Origin of the sequence: Mycobacterium sp. E740 (assembly GCF_001672895.1) — a bacterium.
GTDB lineage: Bacteria > Actinomycetota > Actinomycetes > Mycobacteriales > Mycobacteriaceae > Mycobacterium.
Genome location: NZ_LZKP01000080.1, coordinates 16,912 through 38,415, shown reverse-complemented (window position 1 = coordinate 38,415; position 21,504 = coordinate 16,912). Strand labels below are relative to the sequence as shown.

General features: G+C 68.1%; 20 protein-coding genes. 5 read left to right on the top strand and 15 right to left on the bottom strand.

Going from position 1 to position 21,504, the window contains the following annotated elements; all coding sequences use genetic code 11:
- The first annotated feature begins 14 nt into the window (after window positions 1-14).
- Entirely contained in the window at window positions 15-2,183 is a 2,169-nt protein-coding gene (locus A5663_RS07125; RefSeq protein ID WP_231976713.1) for an FUSC family protein, read from the top strand.
- Here the strand turns inward: A5663_RS07125 and A5663_RS07120 are convergent.
- Window positions 2,164-3,132 carry a pirin family protein gene (locus tag A5663_RS07120; protein WP_068145875.1) on the bottom strand — a complete coding sequence of 323 codons (969 nt, stop codon included), beginning with the start codon at window positions 3,130-3,132 and terminating at the stop codon, window positions 2,164-2,166. The two genes, A5663_RS07125 and A5663_RS07120, sit on opposite strands and share 20 nt — an antisense overlap.
- A 91-nt stretch (window positions 3,133-3,223) precedes the next feature.
- Between A5663_RS07120 and A5663_RS07115 the strand changes: the two genes are divergently transcribed.
- On the top strand, window positions 3,224-3,487 hold the full coding sequence (locus A5663_RS07115) for a hypothetical protein (RefSeq protein ID WP_068145976.1): 264 nt from the start codon (window positions 3,224-3,226) through the stop codon (window positions 3,485-3,487).
- Window positions 3,484-4,875, top strand: a complete 1,392-nt coding sequence (locus A5663_RS07110; RefSeq protein WP_068145873.1) for an HNH endonuclease signature motif containing protein — start codon at window positions 3,484-3,486, stop codon at window positions 4,873-4,875. The genes A5663_RS07115 and A5663_RS07110 overlap by 4 nt, the downstream gene beginning before the upstream one ends.
- Before the next feature lie 14 nt (window positions 4,876-4,889).
- On the opposite strand, the gene A5663_RS07105 is transcribed toward A5663_RS07110, so the two are convergent.
- On the bottom strand, window positions 4,890-5,198 hold the full coding sequence (locus tag A5663_RS07105) for a hypothetical protein (RefSeq protein ID WP_068145869.1): 309 nt from the start codon (window positions 5,196-5,198) through the stop codon (window positions 4,890-4,892).
- Between the two features lie 239 nt (window positions 5,199-5,437).
- Between A5663_RS07105 and A5663_RS07100 the strand changes: the two genes are divergently transcribed.
- Both A5663_RS07100 and A5663_RS07095 read left to right on the top strand, forming a co-directional pair.
- Window positions 5,438-5,737 carry a hypothetical protein gene (locus tag A5663_RS07100; RefSeq protein WP_068145865.1) on the top strand — a complete coding sequence of 100 codons (300 nt, stop codon included), beginning with the start codon at window positions 5,438-5,440 and terminating at the stop codon, window positions 5,735-5,737.
- A 100-nt stretch (window positions 5,738-5,837) separates the two neighbouring features.
- A complete protein-coding gene (locus A5663_RS07095; protein ID WP_068145862.1) occupies window positions 5,838-7,220 on the top strand; it encodes an acyl-CoA dehydrogenase family protein in 1,383 nt (460 codons plus the stop codon).
- 1 nt (window position 7,221) lies between these two features.
- Here A5663_RS07095 and eccD read toward each other — a convergent pair whose 3' ends face one another.
- The 13 genes from eccD to A5663_RS07030 all read right to left on the bottom strand — a co-directional run bounded on the left by eccD (window position 7,222) and on the right by A5663_RS07030 (window position 21,502).
- The gene (gene eccD / locus A5663_RS07090; protein ID WP_068145859.1) at window positions 7,222-8,748 is read right to left on the bottom strand and encodes a type VII secretion integral membrane protein EccD; all 1,527 of its coding nucleotides are present in this window, start codon (window positions 8,746-8,748) and stop codon (window positions 7,222-7,224) included.
- Entirely contained in the window at window positions 8,745-10,091 is a 1,347-nt protein-coding gene (locus A5663_RS07085) for a MinD/ParA family protein (RefSeq protein WP_068145856.1), read from the bottom strand. The genes eccD and A5663_RS07085 overlap by 4 nt, the downstream gene beginning before the upstream one ends.
- An 87-nt stretch (window positions 10,092-10,178) precedes the next feature.
- Complete coding sequence (locus A5663_RS07080; protein WP_068145852.1) at window positions 10,179-10,478, bottom strand: WXG100 family type VII secretion target; 300 nt, start codon at window positions 10,476-10,478, stop codon at window positions 10,179-10,181.
- Between the two features lie 28 nt (window positions 10,479-10,506).
- On the bottom strand, window positions 10,507-10,806 hold the full coding sequence (locus tag A5663_RS07075; RefSeq protein ID WP_068145849.1) for a WXG100 family type VII secretion target: 300 nt from the start codon (window positions 10,804-10,806) through the stop codon (window positions 10,507-10,509).
- Between the two features lie 85 nt (window positions 10,807-10,891).
- The gene (locus A5663_RS07070) at window positions 10,892-12,187 is read right to left on the bottom strand and encodes a PPE family protein (protein WP_068145846.1); all 1,296 of its coding nucleotides are present in this window, start codon (window positions 12,185-12,187) and stop codon (window positions 10,892-10,894) included.
- A 53-nt stretch (window positions 12,188-12,240) separates the two neighbouring features.
- Complete coding sequence (locus A5663_RS07065) at window positions 12,241-12,534, bottom strand: PE family protein (protein WP_068145843.1); 294 nt, start codon at window positions 12,532-12,534, stop codon at window positions 12,241-12,243.
- A gap of 169 nt (window positions 12,535-12,703) precedes the next feature.
- Window positions 12,704-14,461 (bottom strand): type VII secretion protein EccCb, encoded by a 1,758-nt coding sequence (gene eccCb / locus A5663_RS07060; protein WP_068145840.1) that lies wholly within the window; start codon window positions 14,459-14,461, stop codon window positions 12,704-12,706.
- Entirely contained in the window at window positions 14,458-16,692 is a 2,235-nt protein-coding gene (gene eccCa, locus A5663_RS07055; RefSeq protein WP_068145837.1) for a type VII secretion protein EccCa, read from the bottom strand. The genes eccCb and eccCa overlap by 4 nt, the downstream gene beginning before the upstream one ends.
- Window positions 16,689-18,170, bottom strand: a complete 1,482-nt coding sequence (gene eccB, locus A5663_RS07050; RefSeq protein WP_068145833.1) for a type VII secretion protein EccB — start codon at window positions 18,168-18,170, stop codon at window positions 16,689-16,691. Before eccB ends, eccCa begins: the two co-directional genes overlap by 4 nt.
- 2 nt (window positions 18,171-18,172) lie before the next feature.
- Complete coding sequence (gene eccA / locus A5663_RS07045; RefSeq protein ID WP_068145972.1) at window positions 18,173-19,894, bottom strand: type VII secretion AAA-ATPase EccA; 1,722 nt, start codon at window positions 19,892-19,894, stop codon at window positions 18,173-18,175.
- Window positions 19,887-20,318: a secretion protein EspD gene (locus tag A5663_RS07040; protein ID WP_068145830.1), complete on the bottom strand. Its 432-nt coding sequence runs from the start codon at window positions 20,316-20,318 to the stop codon at window positions 19,887-19,889. The genes eccA and A5663_RS07040 overlap by 8 nt, the downstream gene beginning before the upstream one ends.
- A gap of 21 nt (window positions 20,319-20,339) precedes the next feature.
- Window positions 20,340-21,101: an ESX secretion-associated protein EspG gene (locus A5663_RS07035; protein WP_082973981.1), complete on the bottom strand. Its 762-nt coding sequence runs from the start codon at window positions 21,099-21,101 to the stop codon at window positions 20,340-20,342.
- Between the two features lie 56 nt (window positions 21,102-21,157).
- The gene (locus A5663_RS07030; protein WP_082973971.1) at window positions 21,158-21,502 is read right to left on the bottom strand and encodes an ESX-1 secretion-associated protein; all 345 of its coding nucleotides are present in this window, start codon (window positions 21,500-21,502) and stop codon (window positions 21,158-21,160) included.
- Between the last annotated feature and the right edge of the window lie 2 nt (window positions 21,503-21,504).

Sequence of the window (21,504 nt, the reverse complement as noted above, 5' to 3'; positions counted from 1 at the left end):
GACAGGCAACGGGGTTGTCGCGCACCAGGGTCGTCGCCTCCGTGCGACGCAGCGTGATCGACCGCCTGCGCCGGCGCGATCCCGAGTTCGACGCGCTGCGTCGCGCGACCCGGGCGGCCCTGGTGTTACCGATCGCCGCGGCGGTCAGCTTCGCGGTCGGTGGCGGCTCGCAGACCCCGATGTTCACGATCTTCGGTTCGGTCGCGCTGCTGATCCTCGTCGACTTTCCCGGCAACCGCCCGGCTCGCGCGCTCGCCTACGGCGGGCTGGCCTGCAACGGCGCCATCCTCATCACTCTGGGCACGCTGGTGTCTCCGCACCCGTGGTTGAGCGTCGCGGTGATGTTCGTCCTGGGCGTGGTCGTGACGTTCTCCGGGGTGCTGAGCGAGATCATCGCCGCCGGACAGCGCGCCACGCTGCTGACGTTCGTGCTGCCCGCCTGTACGCCGGTGGGCCCGATCCCCGATCGGCTGCTCGGCTGGCTCATCGCGCTCGCGGTCTGTGTGCCCGCCGCGTTGTTCGTCCTGCCGCCGCGACACCACGACGAGCTGCGCGGCGACGCCGCGCGGGTGTGCAACCGGTTGGCCGACTGCCTCGCGGGCACGGCGGCCGCGAAGGATGCCACCCGGGCGATGAACCGGCTCTGGGAGACGTTCCTGAGCGCGGACTTCCGCCCGGTCGCGCTCACCGCGGGCAGCCGCGCGCTCGTCCGCGTGGTCGACGATCTCGGCTGGCTGGCCGACCGGATCACCGACGACACCGGGCGACTGCTCGGCGACATGCGGGATTCGCTGATCCGCGTGTTGCGGGATTCCGCTGCGGTGCTGCGCATCTCCGACCCGTCCCGGCGCGGCGCGCACAGCGTCGATCTCAACGAGGCGCTGAGCGAACTGCGGTCCATCGCGCAGGGGCGGTACCGCGAGGACATCGTCGAGATCCTGGCGTCATCGGACGACGCGGCCGCGGTCGCCGTCGGACGAGAGTTGTTGGGGCGGCGCACTTTCTCCGCGACCGTCGGGGTAACGGGCCGGATCATCCGCAACGCTGCGGCCGCAGACGCTCGTCCGGTGTGGGCGCGCGTGCTGGGTCGTCGGCTGCCGAAAACTGGTACCGCGGACTGGGTGATGCCGGAGACGACGGCCGTCGCCGCGATCACGCGTGGATTGCTCGCCACCCGGGCGGTGGTGCTGCGCAACAGCCTTCGCACCGGCCTCGGCTTGGCGATGGCAGTGGCCGTCACTCACCTTTTCCCTCTTGAGCACGGCTTCTGGGTGGTGCTGGGTGCGATGTCGGTGTTGCGCAGCAGCGCGCTCACCACCGGCACCCGAGTGCTGCGGGCGGTGGCGGGCACGGGGCTCGGATTCCTGCTGGGCGTCGGGCTCATCGAACTCGTCGGCGTGGAACCGGTCGTCATGTGGATGCTGCTGCCGGTGGTGGCCTTCGGTTCCGCCTTCGTGCCCGAGGTGGCGTCATTCATCGCCGGCCAGGCCGCCTTCACGATGATGGTGTTGATCATCTTCAACCTCATCGCCCCGACGGGTTGGAGTGTCGGGTTGATCCGCGTCGAGGACGTCATCGTCGGAGCTCTGGTCGGCGTGGTGGTGTCGGTGCTGTTGTGGCCGCGCGGCACAGGCGTTCGTCTGTCCCGTGCCATCGACGACGCATTCGCCGTCGGCGCGACATTCCTCGACGCTGCCGTGCTGCGCGTCACTCGCGGTGCCTCCGAGGAGGCCGCCGGCCGGGTGCTTGCGCTGAGCCACGACGCACTCGAGGCGTCGCGGACCGTGGATGATGCTGTGCGACAGTTCCTTTCGGAGGGTAGCGGCCCCACCGACATTCGCGCGCCTGCCGTCCGGTCGGCCAACCGGGCGATCAGGCTGCGGGCTGCGGCCGAGCTGATCGCCGACGTCGTCCCGCCACCGCTCGGGATCTACTCGCGGACACGAGCCGTGTTGGAATCGCACGTCGAGGCTATCTGCGCGCGCGCCGCCGGTGGCACGGCCGATCTGCCGGCCGCGATCAGCGACGATTTCGTGACAGCGCTGCGAGCCGAAGCGACCGACGACGAACTCGCGGTGGCTGCCGCACTGCCACTGGTGACCGTCGCGGCCCACCTCGGCGAGCTGGAGCTGCTGTACCCGAAACCTGCTCCAGCCGAAGCGGCTAAACCCGGTGCGGCATGAGCGCATTCGGCGGAATGGTGCCGAACTTGCCGGCTTGGTAGTCCTCGAGCGCCTGGATCAGCTCCGACTTGCTGTTCATCACGAACGGCCCGTACTGGTACACCGGTTCGCGGATCGGCCTGCCGCCGAGGATCAGCACCTCGAGCGCCGGCCGGTGTGCGTCTTGATCCTGTTGCGCCCCAACGCTGATCCGGTCCCCGGGCCCGAGCACGGCGAGCTGGCCCTGCTGAATCGGATGCCTGACCGGACCCACGGTCCCGCGGCCGGACAACACGTAGACGAGCGCGTTGTAGTCGCGGTTCCACGGCAGATCCAGCCGCGCCCCGGGCTGGACGGTCGCGTGCGCCAGGGTGATCGGGGTGTGAGTGGCTCCGGGGCCGACGTGGCCGTCGACGTCGCCGGCGATGATGCGCACGAGTGCACCGCCGTCGCCTGAGGCCAGGAGCCTCACTTCGTCGCCTTCGATGGCCTGGTAGCGCGGGCTGGCGAACTTGTCCTTGCGCGGCAGGTTCACCCACAGCTGGATGCCGTGGAACACGCCCCCGCTTTCGACGAGTTCGGCCGGCGGCGTCTCGATGTGCAGAATGCCCGAACCGGCGGTCATCCACTGGGTGGCGCCGTCGGTGATGAGCCCGCCGCCGCCGTGCGAGTCCTGATGCGCGAATCGGCCGTCGATCATGTAGGTGACGGTCTCGAAGCCGCGGTGCGGGTGCCAGTCCGTTCCCCTCGGTTCTCCGGGTTCGTACTCCACCTCGCCCATCTGGTCCATGTGGACGAACGGGTCGAGATCGGCAGCGGGGACGCCGGCGAACGCGCGCACCACCGGGAAGCCCTCGCCTTCGAAGCCTCGGGGTCCGGTGGTGATGGACCGCACGGGCCGTTCGGTGTCGGACGCGGCGGGTGCGGTGATGCGGGGAAGAGTGAGCGTGTCAGCGATGATTGCAGGCATGCCATCGTTAACCGGACTGCGGTCCGCTATATTCCTCGACCCTGTGGATAACTTTTTTCGCGCGTCGGTGGACGACACTATGATCTCGTACATGCGTTCGAATGAGGTCGCGGATGTCCTGGCTGCGGTGGAGTCCGCATACAAGCAGCTGGCGGCGCTGCGATTCGACGGCTTGACCCGCACCGAGTTGTACGCACTGCTGGAACGGCTCGACCGACTGGACCATCAACGCGCCGCGCTCGACCAGCGCCTGATGGGTCGGCTGCTCGCCGCAGGCGGTCTGTCGAGCCGGGATGTCGCCCGCCGACTACGGATCTCGCCGGCAGAGGCGCAGCGGCGGTTGCGCGGGGCATGAGCATGGGCAGCGTCGACTCGCAGACCGTCGCGGCGGTCTATGACGAGCTGGCAGCTGCGCTGGCGAAGGTGGCCGAGCTATCGCTCGACGGGTTGAGCGCTCCTGAGCTCGTGGCGTTGATGGGCCGGCGGGAACGAATGTTCAGCGCGCGGTCGCCGGTTGATCACTCGATCATCGCGCGCCTGGTCGCCGAGGCTGACCCGAAGGCGTTGGGCGCCTCGTCGTGGGCGGAGGCATTGGCCACGGCGTTGCGGATCTCGCGTAAGGAGGCCAAGCGCCGCATCGCCTCGGCTGCGGTGTTGGGTCCGCGCCGGGCGCTGACCGGTGAGCCGTTGGCTCCGGTGCTGGAGGCGACGGCCGCAGCGCAGGCCGGCGGTGATCTGGGCGACGAGCACGTGCGCATCATCGAAGGCTTCTTCGATCAGCTCCCGGCCACGGTGAACTACGAAGTCCGAGAGCTGGCCGAAGCCGACCTCGCCCGCGCGGGTAGCGGGTTGTGTCCGGAGGAGTTGCGCAAGGTCGCCGATCGCTTGGCGCAGCTGATCGACGAGGACGGGCCGGGTCCGCAAGACGCCGAACGCGACCGTGCGCGTAAGCGCTCATTCACGATTCACCGCCAGGGCCGGGACGGGATGAGCCGCGTCAGCGGCCTGCTCGATCCGCAAGCGCGTGCGACGTGGGAAGCGGTGTTCGCCAAGCTGGCCGCGCCCGGGATGTGCAACCCCGACGATCCCGACCCGTGCGTGGACGGGCCCGCGTCGGGTGACAATCGGGTGCGCGACGGGCGCAGCCAAGCCCAGCGCAACCATGACGCGCTCGCCGCGGCGGGGCGCGCGCTGCTGGCCTCCGGACAGTTGGGCTCCCACAATGGGTTGCCGTCGACCATCATCGTGTCCACCACGCTCAAGGAGTTGCAGTCGGCGGCCGGCTTCGCGGTCACCGGCGGCGGATCGCTGCTGCCGATGGCCGATGTCATCCGGATGGCCGCGACCAGTGCGCACTATCTGGTTGTCTACGAAGATCACCGTGAAGTCCCGATGTATGTGGGCCGGGCCAAACGCCTGGCTACGCGGGCACAGCGCATCGTGCTCTACAACCGCGACCGCGGATGCTCCAAGCCCGGGTGTACCGCGCCGGCGTACTGGGCGCAGGTCCATCACGCCGCCCAGGACTGGGCCGACGGCGGCAAGACCGACGTCACCGACCTGACGCTGGCTTGTGGACCACACAACCGACTGGTCGCCGACGGCGGGTGGACCACCCGGGTGCGCGAGGACGGACGCGTCGAATGGCTCCCGCCGCCGCAACTGGACACCGGACAGAGCCGCGTCAACAACTACCACCACCCCGAGAAGTACCTGCTGCCCGAAGACGACGAAGGTCCGTAGCCACGTCCGTAGCCTCATTCGGCCTTCGGTTTGAGCGTCCAGGCGGGAATCCAGTGCGTGACGGCTTTGCGACGCGCCCCGTAGGCGATCTCGTATGTGACCAGGCCCCACCAATAGCCCTGCTCGCAAAGCGCCCAGCAGGTCAACGTCCCGTCCACGACCGCGTGCATCTGGAGGCCGGCCGGGTTGTAGCCGCCGGCCGCGTGGGGCTCGCGCGGAAACACCGCGGCGAGGTCGACGAGAACGGTCACCGGCGGATCGACCCGGCGGAACGCCTGTTGGATGGGCTGGCCGTTGTATCCGATGCCTTTCAGCTCGCCCATTGTTCGATCATACGTTCGGGTCCGGATGGATGGATTTGAACGCCGGCGCCGCACGTTTCGTGTATCCGAATGTGGGCGATCGGCTGTCCCGCAGCAGGATTGCTGCCAACCGGCAACCAATTTCTGCCAGCGGAATTAAACCGGTTGACCTCTCGGTTTCCAAGATCAGCTGCAGCTACGAACCGCGACACAAGCCACGGCTCGGATACGAAACGTACGAGAGAAGAGGCTCTGAAGAAATGCAGAAGTTTGGAATCGCCACCGTCGCCGCCAGCGCCTTGGCCGCCGCCCTGATCGGACTGGCAGCGCCCGCCCAGGCCGCTCCGTCCGGACCCGGAAGCGCGCAGCAGACCATCAGCGAGCTGGAAGCACAGGGTTACCACGTGATCGTCAACCGGATCGGCACTGCCCCGCTGGACGAGGCGAGCGTGGTGGCGGTGCGGCAGGGTCAGACGTACACCCAGACCAACAGCCTGGGAGTGGGCGGCGACCTCAACACCCGCGTGGTCAACAAAACGATCTACGTCGACGTGCAGTGACACCTGGCTGGCAGGCCCCCGCGATGCTCGGCATCCGGGGGCCTGTCCAGTTTCGGCGAACAAGTGTTTCGGAAAGCCTGCGGCGGGTTAACTCACTGTCGTGGCCTTCGATCTGACGCCCACCGTGGCGCAGCACGACCTGGCACGACGGACCCACGAGTTCGCCGAGCAATGCGTCCGTCCGGTGGCACTCGAGTACGACCAGCGCCAGGAATTCCCGTGGCCGGTGCTCGAGGAAGCAGCACAGCGAGGTTTCTACAGCCCGCTGTTCTACCGCGATCTCATCGGTGATCCGACGGGCCTGTCGCTGCCGATGTTCATGGAGGAATTGTTCTGGGGTTGCGCCGGCATCGGCCTCGCGGTCGTGATGCCCGCGCTCGCGCTGTCTGCGATCGGCCAGGCCGCCTCGCCCGAGCAGATGCTGGAGTGGGCGCCCGAGTGCTTCGGCACACCCGGCGACCTCAAGCTGGCCGCGCTGGCGATATCGGAGCCCGAGGGCGGCAGCGACGTCCGCAACCTACGCACCACGGCCCGCCGTGACGGTGACGACTGGATCATCGACGGCCACAAGATGTGGATCGGCAACGGCGGCATCGCCAATGTGCACGTCGTCAACGCCGTCGTCGACCAAGACCTCGGGCACAAGGGACAGGCGCTGTTCATCGTCCCGGGGGGCACCCCGGGCCTGGAGTTGGTCCGCAAGCTCGACAAGCTCGGGTGTCGGGCGTCGCACACCGCGGAGTTGAAGTTCAACGGCGTCCGCGTTCCCGGCGGCAATCTGCTCGGTGGCCACGAGAAACTCGAACACAAGCTCGCCAAGGCGCGCGAAGCCGTCGAAGGCGGTAAACGCTCTGGATCGGCCACACTCGGCACCTTCGAGCAGACCCGCCCGATGGTGGCCGCGCAGGCGCTCGGAATCGCCCGGGCCGCAATTGAATACGCAACGGAGTACGCGAACCGGCGGGAAGCGTTCGGCGCGCCGATCATCGACAACCAGGGCATCGCGTTCCCATTGGCTGAACTGGCGACTGCGCTGGACGGCGCTCGTCTGCTGACGTGGCGCGCGTCGTGGATGGCGGCAAGCGGTGTGCCGTTCGAGCGTGGCGAGGGTTCGATGTCCAAGCTCGCGGCCAGTGAAGTCGCGGTCCGCGCCACCGAACGCGCGATTCAGACCATGGGCGGCTGGGGTTACATCACGGACCACCCCGTCGAGAAATGGTATCGAGATGCCAAGCTGTACACCATCTTCGAGGGCACCAGCGAGATTCAACGGGTCGTGATCTCCAACGCACTCGGCGCCGCCGACGGAAAGCCGCCGCTGCATTTCGACCTCGAACCGACCGGCGGGCCGATCAACCGCGTCTTCGGCCGCGGCACACCGCTACGGGGCCGCGCCGCCGATGCCGCGCTGGCCGCCAAGGACCGGGTGCCTGCGCCGATCATGCGGCTGGCGATGAACGTGCTGCGCCCGCCGCGCAAGTGAGCTAGAACCGCAAGTTGCGCAACAGGTCGTAGACGCCGGCGATCCACAACAGCATCGGTATCACCGCGGCGATCGCCGCGCCGTCGAGCAGTTCGAGAACCCGTTTCGTCACAGGCGACACCCGTCGCACGCTCGCGGTAGCGCCCACGACGATCAACGCGACGATCCCGACCGCGAGGTAACCGGCCAACGCCAGCCATGCCGAATCCGGATACCAGAGGCAGAGCCGGACCATCACGCCCGTCGGGATCACCACGGCCGCAGTCAAAAGCGCCCACGCGCACCACCGTTCGGCGTACAGCCGCGACCGGAACGCGCAGATGGCAGTGACGAGCCCGGTGACGATCATGCTGTGCACGAAGAAATGCCCTTGCACCACAACCGCGATCGCGCCCACCGACAGCACGAGCGCTCCGGCGGTGACGAACCCGATCAGCAGCCGCTTGGCCAACTGACTGCGCTCATGCAGTCGTGCCGCGGAGTCCGGGACCGACGCGATGATCGCCTGCCACGTCGGCGATTCCTCGTCCGTGCCGGAAGTTGCGACGGGATCGAGCAACTCATCGTTGGTCACCGTCTCGCCGGGCGCCGGAATCGGCGGCAGCGCAATCCGGGCCACCGCGACCGTCAGCTTCGCCGCGTTGGTGATGACGATGAGGCCCAAGGCGATTGCGCCCGCCGGCACCCACGCCTGCCAGCCGTAGCCGAAGGCGATCGCGGCAGCGGTGACCGCGATCGCAGTGACCGCGAGAAATGCCGCCAGCTCAGCTCTTCGGCGCGGGCCGCCGCGAGTGGCCAGCGTCAAGAGCAGCACGACGGCGCCCGCACCCGCAATCTGTGGCGCCCCCAGCGACTCGACGCCGCGGGGTAACGGCACCGCCAGTGCGGCCGCGCCGCCGAGCGTCGGTAACGCCGCAGCCAGCAGGCTCTCGGACATGTCGAGATTGCGGTACCGGCTGGTGGCCAACGCACTGCCACCGAGCAGACCCATCCCCACCACGCCGACGGCCACGGCCCACCACCACCCGTGTCCCGCCCGGGACCAACCCACCAGCGCCATCGCGGTCACGACGAGGGCAACCGACGGAATGGCCAGGGCGACAAAGCGATTGAGTGCCGATCGGTCGAACTCCGGCGATTCGTCGAGCACCGCGATCGCGTCGATGACATCCTCGACGAGCGGTCGATACCGTTCGGTGCGACTGACCGACACCAGCGTCAGCAGTGACCCGTCGACGACCCCCGCGTCGTCCAACGACTCGTCGAACTTCAGCGGCGGTGCGCCGGGCCTCGCGAACGCCCAGACCCCTTGCGCGGTGAAGTCGAACCCGGCGAGGACGTCTTTCGGTGTGTCCTCGAGCAGTTCGGCCAGCACCGACACCGTTTCGTCGATGTAGGTTTCGATCGGCGCCGCCGACGGCAGCACCAAGTCGGTCATCCGCCGGCCGGTGAGCACCGTGACACGGGTGGTCGACGGGCGGCCGGGCGTGACGCTCGACGTGGATGCTGCTGCGGCGGTGGCGGTCACCGTCGTTCGAGCCTGTCGAAGTCGTCGGACAGGGCTGCGGCCAGCTCGACGATCCGGCGGCGGAAGCTCTTGCTCAGCAGCTCGAGTTGGATCTCGGTGCCGGCCGCGATGTGCTTGTCGAACGGCAACACGATGACGCGTCCCGGTGGGACGTGCCGCTCGAACTGCGCCACCAGGTCTTCGACGTCGATGTTCGGCTTGCCCGGCACGACGTGGTTGATCACCACACACGAGCGGCCGAGCAGATCCTGATATCCGTTCTGACGCAACCAATCCATCGTCATCGCCGCCTGGCGGGCGCCGTCGATGGAGGCGCTCGCCACGATGACCAGGCCCGAAACCGTCGACAGGACACCGCGCGCCGCGGGCTGGAACAAGCCGGCCCCGCAGTCGGCGAGCACGAGGTTGTAGTAGCGCGAGACGATGTTCGTCGCGCCCTTCCAGTCCTCGTCGTTGAATTCCCGCCGCGCGCCGCTGTAGTCCTCGCTCGACAGCACCTCGAGGTTGGCGGCGTTCATGCTCGTGTACGCGCGAATATCGTTGTAGCGCGCCAGTTCCTTGTCGGCGAGCAGATCTGCGATGGTGGCGGCGGACTGTCGGCCGGCGCGGTCGGCGAGGTTGCCGCCGTCGGGATCGGCGTCGACGGCCAGGATCCGGTCGCCGCGTACCTTGCTCAGTGCCGACCCGAGTGCGACGGTGACCGCGGTCTTGCCGACGCCACCCTTGAGCCCGAAAACGCCAATCTGATAGGAATCGCGGGCATTTCGGCGGATCCGGGTGTTCAGCTCCATCTCGTAGAGCTCATCCGGGGACAAGCCGAGGTTGATCCGGGTCAGCAGGTAGAGCACGTGACGCCAGCCGCGCTGCGACGGCATCTTGACCGCGGACTTCACGCCGACGTGAGACAGCGCGTCGATGGCGCGGTGGTTCCCGATCGTCGCCGCCGACGTCTGCGCGGAATGACCTGCCCGCACCACCCCGTTGGTTTCGGGCGGTGCGTCAGCGAAGTGCTGACTCGGCGCGGGGGCGGGCGCGGGCCTCGGTGCGGGCACCGGCATGGCTCGCGGCTGCTCGAATCGCGCCCCCGCTGAACCGGGCGACTGCGGGGTGCGCATCATCGCGTTCGGCTGGTGCTGCGGAATCGTCGCCCGGGCAGGGGCCATCTGGGTGGTGACCTCGGTCTGCCGCGGAGGCGGCGCCTGGGTCGCCATGGTCTGCGCGACGGGCATGGGCATGGGCGCGACCGAGCCGGTGGCAGCAACGTCGCGGTCTACTCCGTCGTCGCCGGCGGTCTGCGCGGCATCGCCTGCGGAGTGGAAGAGCCGGTCATAGTCGGCCGACATGGGTACCTCTCAGTGTTGTCGGTGAGTGCGGACGCGCGAGGTGGGCAAGACGTCCCGAAGGACGGGCCCGCCCACCTGCGCGCAGTGTCATCCGCCGAACGAGCCCTCGATGAGCTTGTCGGCCTGGTACATGGTGCCCCCGGTGCCGCCGGCCTCGTGAATCGTGCCGGCCAGTTGCCGAAGGGCGGCGTTGAGCTCCGCCGAAGCCGTGTCCCACCGCAGCTGGACGGCCTGGTAAGCCTCGGAGCTGGTGCCTCCCCAGACGGCGGCGAGGGCAGCCAGCGAGCCCTTGCCTTCCTCGAGCAGGCTCTCCGTCTGTCCGACGGCGGTGGTGATCTCGGCGGACGAACCGTCGATCGCCGCGTAGTTGTAAACCTTCTCGCTCATGTCGTCTTCTCCGTTCGTATCAGTGGGTTCAGAACTGCATCGCTGTGGACAGCGCAGTGGACTGGTCGCTGTCCGTCGCGGCGTACTGCGTGCCGGCGGAGTGGATGTTGGCCGAGATGTCGTTGAGCGCCTGGACCTGACGAACGGCGGCCTCGTGGAAGCGCAGCAGGGCACCTTGAGCGGCCGTCCCCGCGTCACCGACCATGTGCGCCGACAGCGCACCGGCCGTCGACTCGACCTGACCGATGACCGCTTGCAGCTCCCCACCGATCCGTTCGAAGTTCGCTGCCTCCTTGGCGAGGACAGCAACGTCGGTATTCATTGCCATGCTGGATACTCTTTCTCTCTTCCTGTGTCCTCACCACTGATGGCGAGTCTTGCCGGCCGGGTGGCCGGGAAGTCTTGGCGCGGGGTCACCAGTCGTCGTCCTCGTCTTCGCCGAGGTCCTGTGGCAGCACGCGAGGTGCCGTCAATCCCTGTCTGCTGCCACCGCTGCTCGCTCGTTGGCCGGCGTGCCCCATCGGTCCTGCGTTACCGCCCGCGCCGACCGGCGCCAGGCCGCTACCGCTTCCGCCCGCCGCGGCGCCAGGCGCGGCGGGAACCGTGGCGGGTTCGCCGATGAGGCCGGCCAGCAACGGGGTGCGTGCCAGCGTGCCGCCGGCCCCGGGCAGCGACGCCGCGCGCACCAGGCCGGCGCCGGACGTCGCCCCCGAACCGCCGGCCAGCGGATGATTCGACAGCGGGCTGGCGCCCACGAGACCGACCTGCATCTTCTCGCTGCCCAGGCTGCTGCCGAGCTGACTGAACAGCGAGGTGACCTGCTGCAGCGGCTGGGTCATCTGTTGCACCGGCTGCATCACCATCTGCATGCCCTGCTGCGGCAACTGCGCCAGTGTCGAGCCGAGCTGGGACGCCAGCTGCGTGCCCATCTGCATGCCCTGTTGCATCGTCTGGTTCGGGTTCGCCGCCTGCTGAGCGATGTCGTCGGCCTTGCGCACCTGGCCCTCGGCGTGCTTGGCAGTCATGCCGACCTGAGCGGTCGCGCGTCCACCCTGCAGCACCGCCGACTCCAGCGAGGCCTGTGTACTCACCTGGGCGACGACCAGGTCGCGCATGGCCCGCCCCGGCGCCCCTGCCGCCGCGTGCCCGACGGCGGCGGACGCGCCCCCGGCAGCCACTCCGGGCACGACGATGGGCTTCGGCGGCATGATCGGCTCGAACAACATGTTCAGGGCGGTCTCCGCCTGATAGAGGTCCATCGCCCCGGCCGCCTGGTTCCACATGCGGATGAAGTAGTCGAACTCGTTGACGCCGATCGGGACGGTGTTGACGCCGAGGAAGTTGGTCGCTTCCAAGACCGCATGGGTGACGTGGTTCTGTTCGATCTCCGGCAGTGGCGGCGTGGTGGCCATGGCCAAGCTGTACGAGTTCGCCTGCGCCGTCGCTTGCAGCGCTCTCTTCTGCGCCTGAGCCGCCACCGTTCGTAGCCAGGCGACCATCGGCATGGTTGCGGCAACGACCCGTTCGCTTGCCGAACCGCTCCACACCGACTGCAGTGATGCCAGGCTTGCGGCCAGTTCGTCGGCCTGCGTCTCGAGTGAGATCGCCAGTGCTTCCCACCCTGCTGCGGCCTGCAGCATCGGCACCGCGCCCGCGCCGGCCATCAGCCGCGCAGTGTTGAATTCCGGCGGCAGGGCATGCCAGAACATCGTCTAGGTCATTCCTGGTTCGTCGAGTCAGGGGCCGCTTGTGAACGACGTGATCAGAGTGTGGTGGCGTTCGCGCCGTCGACGGCGGTGTAGATACCGGCGCTCTCGACGACCCCCGCGCCCATCCGAGCCAGCTCCTCCTGCGCGAACGTATTCATCGCGAGTGCTTCGACGCCTTCGGCGGCGAAGGCGAGCGCCGCCTGGGCGGACACCTCGTCCGCGCCCGCCGGCACCAGCGCCGTGACCGCCGCGGTGGCCGTAGTGCCGGCGGCCAGCCCGCGCGTGCCATTAGCGACGACCTCTGCGCCGATTCCCACGGCACCCGGATTGTGCGTCAACGGTTGCATTTGCAGCCTCTCCTCGTCAGAACTGAAGTCAATGCATATGAATTTGTGCGCGCTGAAACGCCGGTTGCCCGGAAGCGTGGAATCGTCCCCCGACCCCTTTGCCGGCGACCCGCTGTAAGTTTGCTGGGCGCGTCCTGCATATATCTTAACCGCGCTTCAGGGGTGCCCCTTACACCAGTTCTTCGGGCGGATCCACGTAGGCCGCCTGGATGACCTCTTTCCCGTCTGGTGAGACCAGGAAGCCCTGGCCAGGCGGTCGCCGCTTCAGCCTGATTTCGCTGGACGGGAATTCCTGCTTCTCGCCCGAGAGGAACAACGTCGGCGAACCGGCCCCGTAGGCGGCTCCGACGAACTTGTCCATGGTCGCGCGGTGGGCCTGGCTCATCTGGCAGGTGACGATGATGTGCAGGCCGATGTCGGCGGCCGCCGGTAGCAGCGGGAACAGCGGGGCCATCGGCGGGACGACGCCGCTGGCGGCGACGATCATGTGCCAGTCGTCGACCAGCAGCACCACATCGGGACCACTCCACCATGACCGGGCCCGCAGCTGTGCGGTGGTGAGGTCCGCGGGCGGAAGCCGCTTCTTGAGATTGATCGCGAATGCCTTGATCGCTTCTTCCAGCGAGGCATTGTTGCGGTTGACGGCCCCGGCGGCCAACAGGTGACTCTCCGGCACGGCGTCGAGCAGGCCCGAGCGGTAGTCGGCCAGCATGAACCTCACCTGCTCGGGACTGTTGCGCGCACAGATCGCCTGCGCGACGGCGTGGGCGATGCGCGTCTTCCCCGACTTCGGCCCTCCGAAGATCAACAGATGCGGCGTGGTGTGCATGTGGTTGTAGGCGACGCCCATGTCGGATTCGCGAAGGCCGAGCGGCACCGTCCATCGCGTGCGGTAGTCGGCGTCCGGCCCGGGCGGGTTCGGATCGAGATCGTGTAGATAGATGCGCTCGGGTAGCACGCGGACCTTCGGTGCCTGATCGGTGTGCTGCGCGGCGATCAGCCCAACCGCCTCCGACATTGCGGCGACGAGGTTGTCGGCGCTGTGCACACCGTCCAGCCGCGGTACCCCAATCATCAAGTGGTGCTTCTCCATCGAGACCGCGCGGCCCGGACGGTTGGCGGGAATTTCGCGGGTGATGCGGTCGACCTGGGTCTCGTTCACATCGCCGAGCCGGAACTCGACCTTCGTGCCGAGGTAGTCGCGCACACGTGACTTGAGCTCGGTCCAGCGCGGTGTCGAGATGATCGTGTGCACCCCGAACTGCAGTCCCTGCCCGGCGAGGTCCTGCACCACCGGTTCCAGGTCGGGGAACTCCGCGACGAACGCCGGCCACCCGTCGATCACCAGGAACACGTCACCGAACGGGTCGGCCGCCACGGGATGGCTTGCGTCGTCGCGCATCTGGCGGTAGGCAGCCATCGAGCCGGCCCGGTACTGCTTGAACATCGCCTCCCGCTGGCGCAGCACGCCTTTCATCTCGGCGACCACCCGGTTCACCCGGTCCGGTTCCGAGCGGGTCGCGACACCGCCGACATGCGGCAGGTCCTCGAGATACAGCAGACCGCCGCCGCCAAGGTCTATGCAATAGAACTGGACCTGCCGCGGCGTGTGCGAGGCGGCGGCCGACAGGATCAGCGTCTGCAGGAATGTGGACTTGCCGGTCTGCGGCGCCCCGCCGACGGCGATGTTGCCGCCCGCGGACGAGACGTCGATGCCCCACACCTCCTGGCGGTGCCGGCGCGGCTCGTCCATGATGCCGAGCCCGAAGCGCAGTGGCCGACGCTGGTGGTCGTTCGCGATCAGCTCGTTGACCGGCGTGGGATCGGCCAACGGCGGCAACCACATTCGGTAGGCGCGGGTCTTGCCGGTGGTCAGCTGGTCGAGCACCACCTCACGCAGCACCCGCTGTTCCGGTTGGACGCTCATGCCTCGACTCCCGCCGTATCGAAGATCGGCGCCGCGGTGAACTGCCGAACCCGCAACCGACTCTGCCCGTTGATTTTCGGCTTCACCTCGCCGTTGTCTTCGTGCTGCGTCGTGGGCACATAGTTGACGCCGGTGTAGACGCTATGGAACTTCACGGGGTCTTCCATGCCGACGCGCAGGAACCCGACACCGCTCTCCTTGTTCGTGATGTACTGCGCCTCAGGCGTTCCGATCACGGCCTTCGACTCCGCCGAACTCGTCGTGCGCAGCGCGATCCGGTAGGTGAGGTTCGGTTCGAGCTTGTCGATACGCACCCCGCCGGTGTTCAGTGACTGCGTTGCCAGCAGCAGGTGTACGCGCAGCGATCTGCCGACGCGGCAGATGCGGTCGAACAGCCCGATGAAGTCGGGGTGGTTCTGCAGCAGTTCGGCGAACTCGTCCACCACCACGAAAAGGGTTGGCAGCGGGGGAAGGTCGGCTCCGCGCTCACGGTGCTTCTCGTACTCGGCCACCCCGGACAGCGCGCCGGCTGCACCCACCTGCATTCCCGCCTGTCGCAGGATCGACTGTCGGCGGTCCAACTCGCCGCTGAGCACTTCGCCCATGCGGCTGACCAGTTCGGCCTCTTCTTCCATGTTGGTGACCACCGCGGCGGTGTGCGGCAGTTTCTCCATGCCGAGGAATGTCGAGCCGCCTTTGAAGTCGGTCAGCAGCAGGTTGACCTGGTCCGGGTGATGGGTGGCGGCCAGCGACAGGATTAGGGTGCGGAGAAACTCCGACTTGCCCGAACCCGTTGTGCCGATGAGCATCCCGTGCGGGCCGGCGCCGAATTCGGCGCCCTCCTTGATGTCGAGGTGCATGATGTCGCCGGTCTTCAGCTCGTGACCGAACGGGATGCGCAACCTGTCGCGGTCGGTGTCGCTGAACATGCGCCACCGCGCCGGGGTCACTTCCTCGATCGACTGCGCGCCGACCAGCTGATGCCATTCGGTGGCGACCTTCTTGTGCACGCGGACGCTCTTGTCGATGATCGTCCCGGTGATCGACCAGCCGGCCAGTTTGCGCGCGACACGACCGGCCTGCTGGGCGGTCATGTGGTCGACCGTCGAGGTGATCAGCCGGAAGGTCTGGTTCGGCAGCCGGTCGTCGGCGGTGCCGTCGGGCGCCACCCGGATCCGGTACGCCGAGCCGCGGTGGTTGCCGAGCGTGATGACGGTGACGCCGGCGCGGCCGTCGACCGGGAAGCCTGCCTTGCCGCCGGTGAGGTCGAAGACCACGACGTACGGCCCGCTCGGCGCCGCGTCCGCGGTGTGCGGTCCGCGAGCGGTCAGGTCGCTCAAGCCGTCGGGCCTGGTGAAGATCATCCTGGTCGGACCCGCGGCGTCGAGGTCGGTCTGATGCTGCACGTGCGGCAACCACTTGAGCCAGGCCCAGTCCGGGTCCTCGGGGTTTTCGGTGAGTACGCGCATCTGCAGCAGGTCCGGCGGATGGAACACCGCCAGGTGGCAGATCATCGCGGTCAGCAGGCCGGCGGCGCCGGTCGGATCGCCGCCGATGGCGATCGTCGGAAAAGTGCGTAGCTGTAACAGCTTCGGGCATTCGTGGATCAGCCCGTGGGTGCGCAGGAACTTCGTCACCCACATGTGGCTGACCGGTTCCAGGTGCGGCTGCGGCGCGCCCTGAGGGCCGGCCAACTCGCCGCCGACCGCCGGCTTGAGCAGCCGGTCGACTGCGGGTTCGGCGCCCAGGCCGATGCGGGTCGCGGCGTAGAAATCGGCGTTCGTCTGCCGCGACCACTGGCGGTTCGTCCCGATGATCGACAACAGGTCCGCCGGGTGGGGCGCGTGGTAGTTGAAGAACGTCACCTGCGCTGCGGCCGACGAGGTGACCCGCGTGCGCAGACCGGCCAGGTAACGCAGGTACTCCTTGCGGTCCGCGTTGATCTCCGGAACCCGCTTGCCGCCCGGACCGCCGCCCGCCATGAACCCGACCGTGGCCATGATCATCATCAACGGCATCATCAGCATGTAGGGCGAGAGTTGCCGGATCCCGGTGAAGATCATGATCGCGACCATCCCGAGCATGCCGCCGCCCATCACCCACGGCAGCGCCTTCTGGATGCCCGAGGGCGGGATCTCGACGCCGAGGTCCTCGGGCGGCGTGACGTTGATCTCGCCCGGGGTCAGTCGCGGGCCGCGCTTGATGATCGGGGTGAACTTCTTGGTTGTCATCGGCCGCCTCCGGTGGGTGACGCGGCCGGCTGCGCCGCACCTGCCGAGCCGTCGCCGACCTTGCGCGGGTTCGGATCCGCCGGCAGCGTGTCGTGTTCGACGAGCGCGGCCTCCTTGGACAGCACCGGGCCGTCCACCAGCAGCTCGACCACCTGCCACGGTGCGGTCGTCGGCCCGCTCAGCCCGAGAGTGCGTCCGGTCTCCTCGTCGGGCAAGCCGTAGCGCACACCTTGCGGATCGATGTAGTACAGGCTCTCGCCGTGGCGCGGATCGGGCGACTGTAGCCGGATGTACTTTCCGCCGTCGACGAAAACGGTTGCGTCACCGCCGATCTGCTTTATCCCGGTGTTCATCGTCGACGGCGGGATCGGCAGGTGCCGACCGGCGATCACCGTCGTCTTGGGCGCCTGGTCGCCGGGTTCGCGTTGCCACGCCCAGCACAGCGTGGGAGCGTCCTCGCGCAGCAGGATGTCCAGCGACTCCGCGGGCAGCGGCGAGGCGAACACCTGCTCCGGGACCTTTGCGACCACGCTCGCCTCCACCGACGGCGGCGTGACGAGGCCGAACGAGTTCGTGGCGCGGATTGCCGCGGCGGTGGTGTCGTTGATCCGTGCGACGCCGTCCGGAAGCACCACGAAGTGCTGGTCACCGTCCTCGGTGAGCGCCTTGAACACCGAGCCGATCACCAGATTCGGTGGCAGTCCGACGGTATTCGGCGCTCCCGCGAACGGGACGACGGGAAGCCGCCACGGCCCGGCGTTGGGCAGCGCGTTGAACAGCCCCTCCGAGATCGGCGTGGCCCTGGCGGTGACCGGGATGCCGACCGCCGAGGCGATCGCGCGATCGGCGAGATCGATGTCATGCCTGCCGGTTTCGGTGACCAGCCAGCTCTCGTTTCGGTAAGAGACCAGGATGCCCTGGTTGGCGCGCATCGGCCCGACTGAGGAGTCGATCACCAGAGGTCGCATGATCACCGACGTCTCCAGGCTGGGCGCCACGCTCTCCGGCTTGGTGACGGTGTCACACAGCGACCACATCGAGCTCGCGCCACCGACCGGGGTTGCGTACGGGGCGCCCGGTATCCCGATCGGCTGGCCCTTCGACATCCGGTTCAGCTCATCGGATTTGACGGCTGCCGGCGTCCCCGCGTTACCGAGAACGAGCCGCGCCGACGTCAGGTTGTACACCGGCCGCAACTGGCCGGTGTACGGGAGCACGACATAGAGCTGGTTGGTGCTGCGGTCCACGAGAAGGGTGTCGCTCCCCCGCTTTCCAAGCGGCTTGAAGTACGCCAGCAGCGCGGCGCCGAGGCAGATGAGAACAGCGATGACGACGCCGGCGGACACGGCGCGGCCGTAGAACTGCAGCGGGTCGTCGAACATCCGGGTGTCCCGCCGCACGATCGCGTGCTCGACGCGTCGTAGCAGGAAGCGCCATCCGCTGACCTGCACCTTGGTAGTGAGCCGGAAACTCGCCATCTCTACTCGCCGACGTTCAGACGTCCGTGGACCGCCGTGATCGCGGCGGCCATGTCCTCACCGTTGATCTGGCTGAGCTGTTCGACGTCGAGGTTCTCGACGTCCATCGAGCGCGCCAGTCGCATGTCACGGTTCTGTTCACCGGCTTCGACGAGTTGTCGGGCGTAGCGGCCGTTGCCGGCGATGTCCAGTGCGGGCTTGCCGTTCAGCGCCCGCTCGCTCAGCAGCGTGGCAGCCTCCAGCACCCGCTTCGCGGCGTCTGGGTCGAGAGCCGAATCGTTGGCATCCGCAATCACTTTGGCGATGTCCACGATCTCGCCGGGAGTGTAGGAGTCGAACTCGATGCGGGTGGCGAACCGCGATCGCAGGCCGTCGTTGGTTTCCAGCAGCCGGTCGATGTCCGCGCTGTAGCCGGCGATGATGACCACCAGCCGGTCGCGGTCGTTCTCCATTCTGGCCAGCAGCGTGTCGAGTGCCTCGGTGCCGAACGGGTCGGTGCGGCCGTCACGCTCCTGCACCAGCGTGTACGCCTCGTCGATGAACAGCACACCGCCGAGGGCACGGTCGATGGTGCGGCTGGTCTTCACCGCCGATTGCCCCTCGTACTCGGCGACGAAATCCTTGCGGGACGACTCGACGAGTTTCGGCTCGCTGATCACACCGAGACCGGTCAGGATGTTGGCCACCACGCGCGCGATCGTCGTCTTCCCGGTACCCGGGGGCCCGGCGAAGATCATGTGCTTCGACGTCTGCGCGACCTTCATGCCGCGGGCCGCGCGGATCTTGGCCATCTGCGTCGCCGCGCGGTACGCCTCGATCTGCTCCTTCACCCGGGTCAGGCCGATCTGGCGGTCCAATTCGGCTTGCGCCTCGGCGAGCAGCAGGTCGCGGCCCGACGCGTCGGCCTGCACGCTCGAGGGGTCCCACGGGTCCCGGCGGGCGGCGATCTTCTCCGCGGTCGTGGTGACCAGTCGGAACGACGGATCCCGCAGCGCTGCAGTGACTTTCGGTTCCGGATGGGTGGCCTGAAGCCATTCCAGCAGGGCGTGTGCGGCGTCTTCGTGGCCCTGACTGCGGCGGGTCATCGCCAGGAACCACGCGATCGCCGGTGCGCATGCTTCCCCTGCGGGCGAGGAGTTCGACTCGGTCAGCCGTCGCTCGGCCTCGGTGAACAAGCCCAGATTGGCTGCGGCGACGCCGTGTGCCACCCCGGCGGCCGCGGCCAGAAACTTGTCAGGCCAACCAGCGGCCGTCCGCACTTCGTCGATCACGTCCGTCCAACGTTCGGCCGCGCCGTAGACAACGGCCCTGACCCAGGACAGCAGGTGCTCTGCGCCGGCGGCCGGGACGTCCTCGAGCGCTTCCATGGCATCGGCGAAGTTGCCTACCGCCGCCTCGTTCACCGCGAAGCCCATCGTGATGGCCAGTGGCGAGTTGACCGGGTAGGTGATGTCTCCGAACTGTCCGCCTATCGGCACGCGAGCGTTCAGGCTGTTCATCGAGATCTCGGCCGCACCGGCGAGCTGGCCGAAGTTGGCTCGCGAGTACCAGGCCCGAAACAGCGTGACCCGGTCGGTGTCGCCGCAGCGGATGCGCCCAACCCATGCGTCGCAAGCGGATTCGTCGACATCGGTGATCTCGGTGAAGATCTCGAACGAGCGCGCAGGTGCGCTGGTAAGCATGCCGACAGCGCTGCCGAAGAGGCCGGCGAGGTGCTCAGTCACCGGCACCGCCATACCTTGTCGCGAACACACGCGCACGCTCGGCGTGGGCCTCGTCGGGGGTGGGCAGGCCGAGATCGCGGGCGAGGAAGTCGCGGGTCGCCGCGTCGTCATGGCCCTGTTCGCGCATGCCGTCGAGCATGGCGGCGTGCTGGGCGGACTTCGCGTCCCGGGCGGCCAGGCCCGCGACGACGACGATCTCCTCGGCGAGGTCGGCTTCGCTGAGTTCGCCGGCCTTGGGCCCCAGGTCGATCTCGCTGATCCGGCCGTCCATCAGCGCGCTGACGGCCACGCTGCCCGGCGGATTGGCCACCGTGAACACGCGAGCCTCCGTGTCGGTCTGCTCGGGCTCGTCCGGGCCGTACATCGCCAACGCGTCGAGAATGGACTCGTTCGCGTCGCCTTCGGGGGGAGTCTCACCCACCATGTCGTGTCTTCCTCACTCGTCTCATACCGGTCCGGAATCCGCGTGGTCGAACCACTTGCCCGAGGGCAGGAATTCGATCAGCCCGTCCAGCGCCCGCTGCAGGTTCTCGGGACTGCCCGGAAGGAAGCTGCCATAGAGTTCGCCGCTGACCCGGCGCGGAATGGACACGATGCGCCCCTGCGTCGAGTCCAGGACACCGGCCGCGACACCGGCCTGGGTCGAGGTGCCGCCTGGGTGGCGTTCGATCGCGGTGATCTCGACCCAGCCCTGGGGCTCGGCGATGATGCCGGCGTAGGCGCGCGCCGATGCCGGCGAGATCCCATATGCCGCAATCTGGTTCGGGTTCCAACATCGTGCCAATTCGCTGGCGATTCCCGTCAGGGGCTCGACGTCGGCCGGCGTCGCCGAGCCGAGCACCGTGGTCACCATGGCCGCGAGACCGACCTGCGGCGCGATTCGCTGCAGGACCAGCATGTCGCCGTCCCGAGCGGCGACGACATGTCGGTCCCCTTTGCGACAGACCACGAAGCGGATCATCTTGCCGCCGCCGTCGCGCCGCCACCACCGCCCTTCCAGGATGCGCTCGGCGCGGCTCAGGGTGCCGACCATCGCCCCGACCTCAGGGTGCGGTTCGCCGAAGACGTCGAGCACACCTTGTGCGGTCAGATCGCGAGCCACCTGCTCCCACACCCGCTCACGCAGATCGGGCTGGGGAATGTTCAGCCGGATGCCCAGCGCGGGGGGAAAGTCCGCCAAGCCCAGCCGGTCCGCGATCACCAGCATGCCGTCGATCGTGACCTCGACTCCGACGACGTCGTCGATGTGGGTGGCGTCCGGGCTCACGACTGGCCCGGCCGCATCTGTGAATCCAGCGCCGATCCCGCCTCGCTGTCGGTTTGGTCGTAGCGCGCGGCAGAAGCGGTGAGCGTGCCGGACAACGCAACCGAGACGCCGGCCACCGTCGTTCCAGCAGTTTGCCGAGACGCGAGCACAGCTTTCAATGCGCTGGAGGTGGCCGCGGCGATGCTGCCGTGGGTGCTGTTGACTTCGGCGACGGCGCCGTCGGCCGGAAGCGATGCGGTCCGCACCTCGCCGGCCGCCTGAGCCTGTCGGCCTGCCAGCTCACCGAGGTGCGCGCTGCTGACGCGCAGATCTTCGCCGGACAACGGTCCCTTGCTCCTCACTT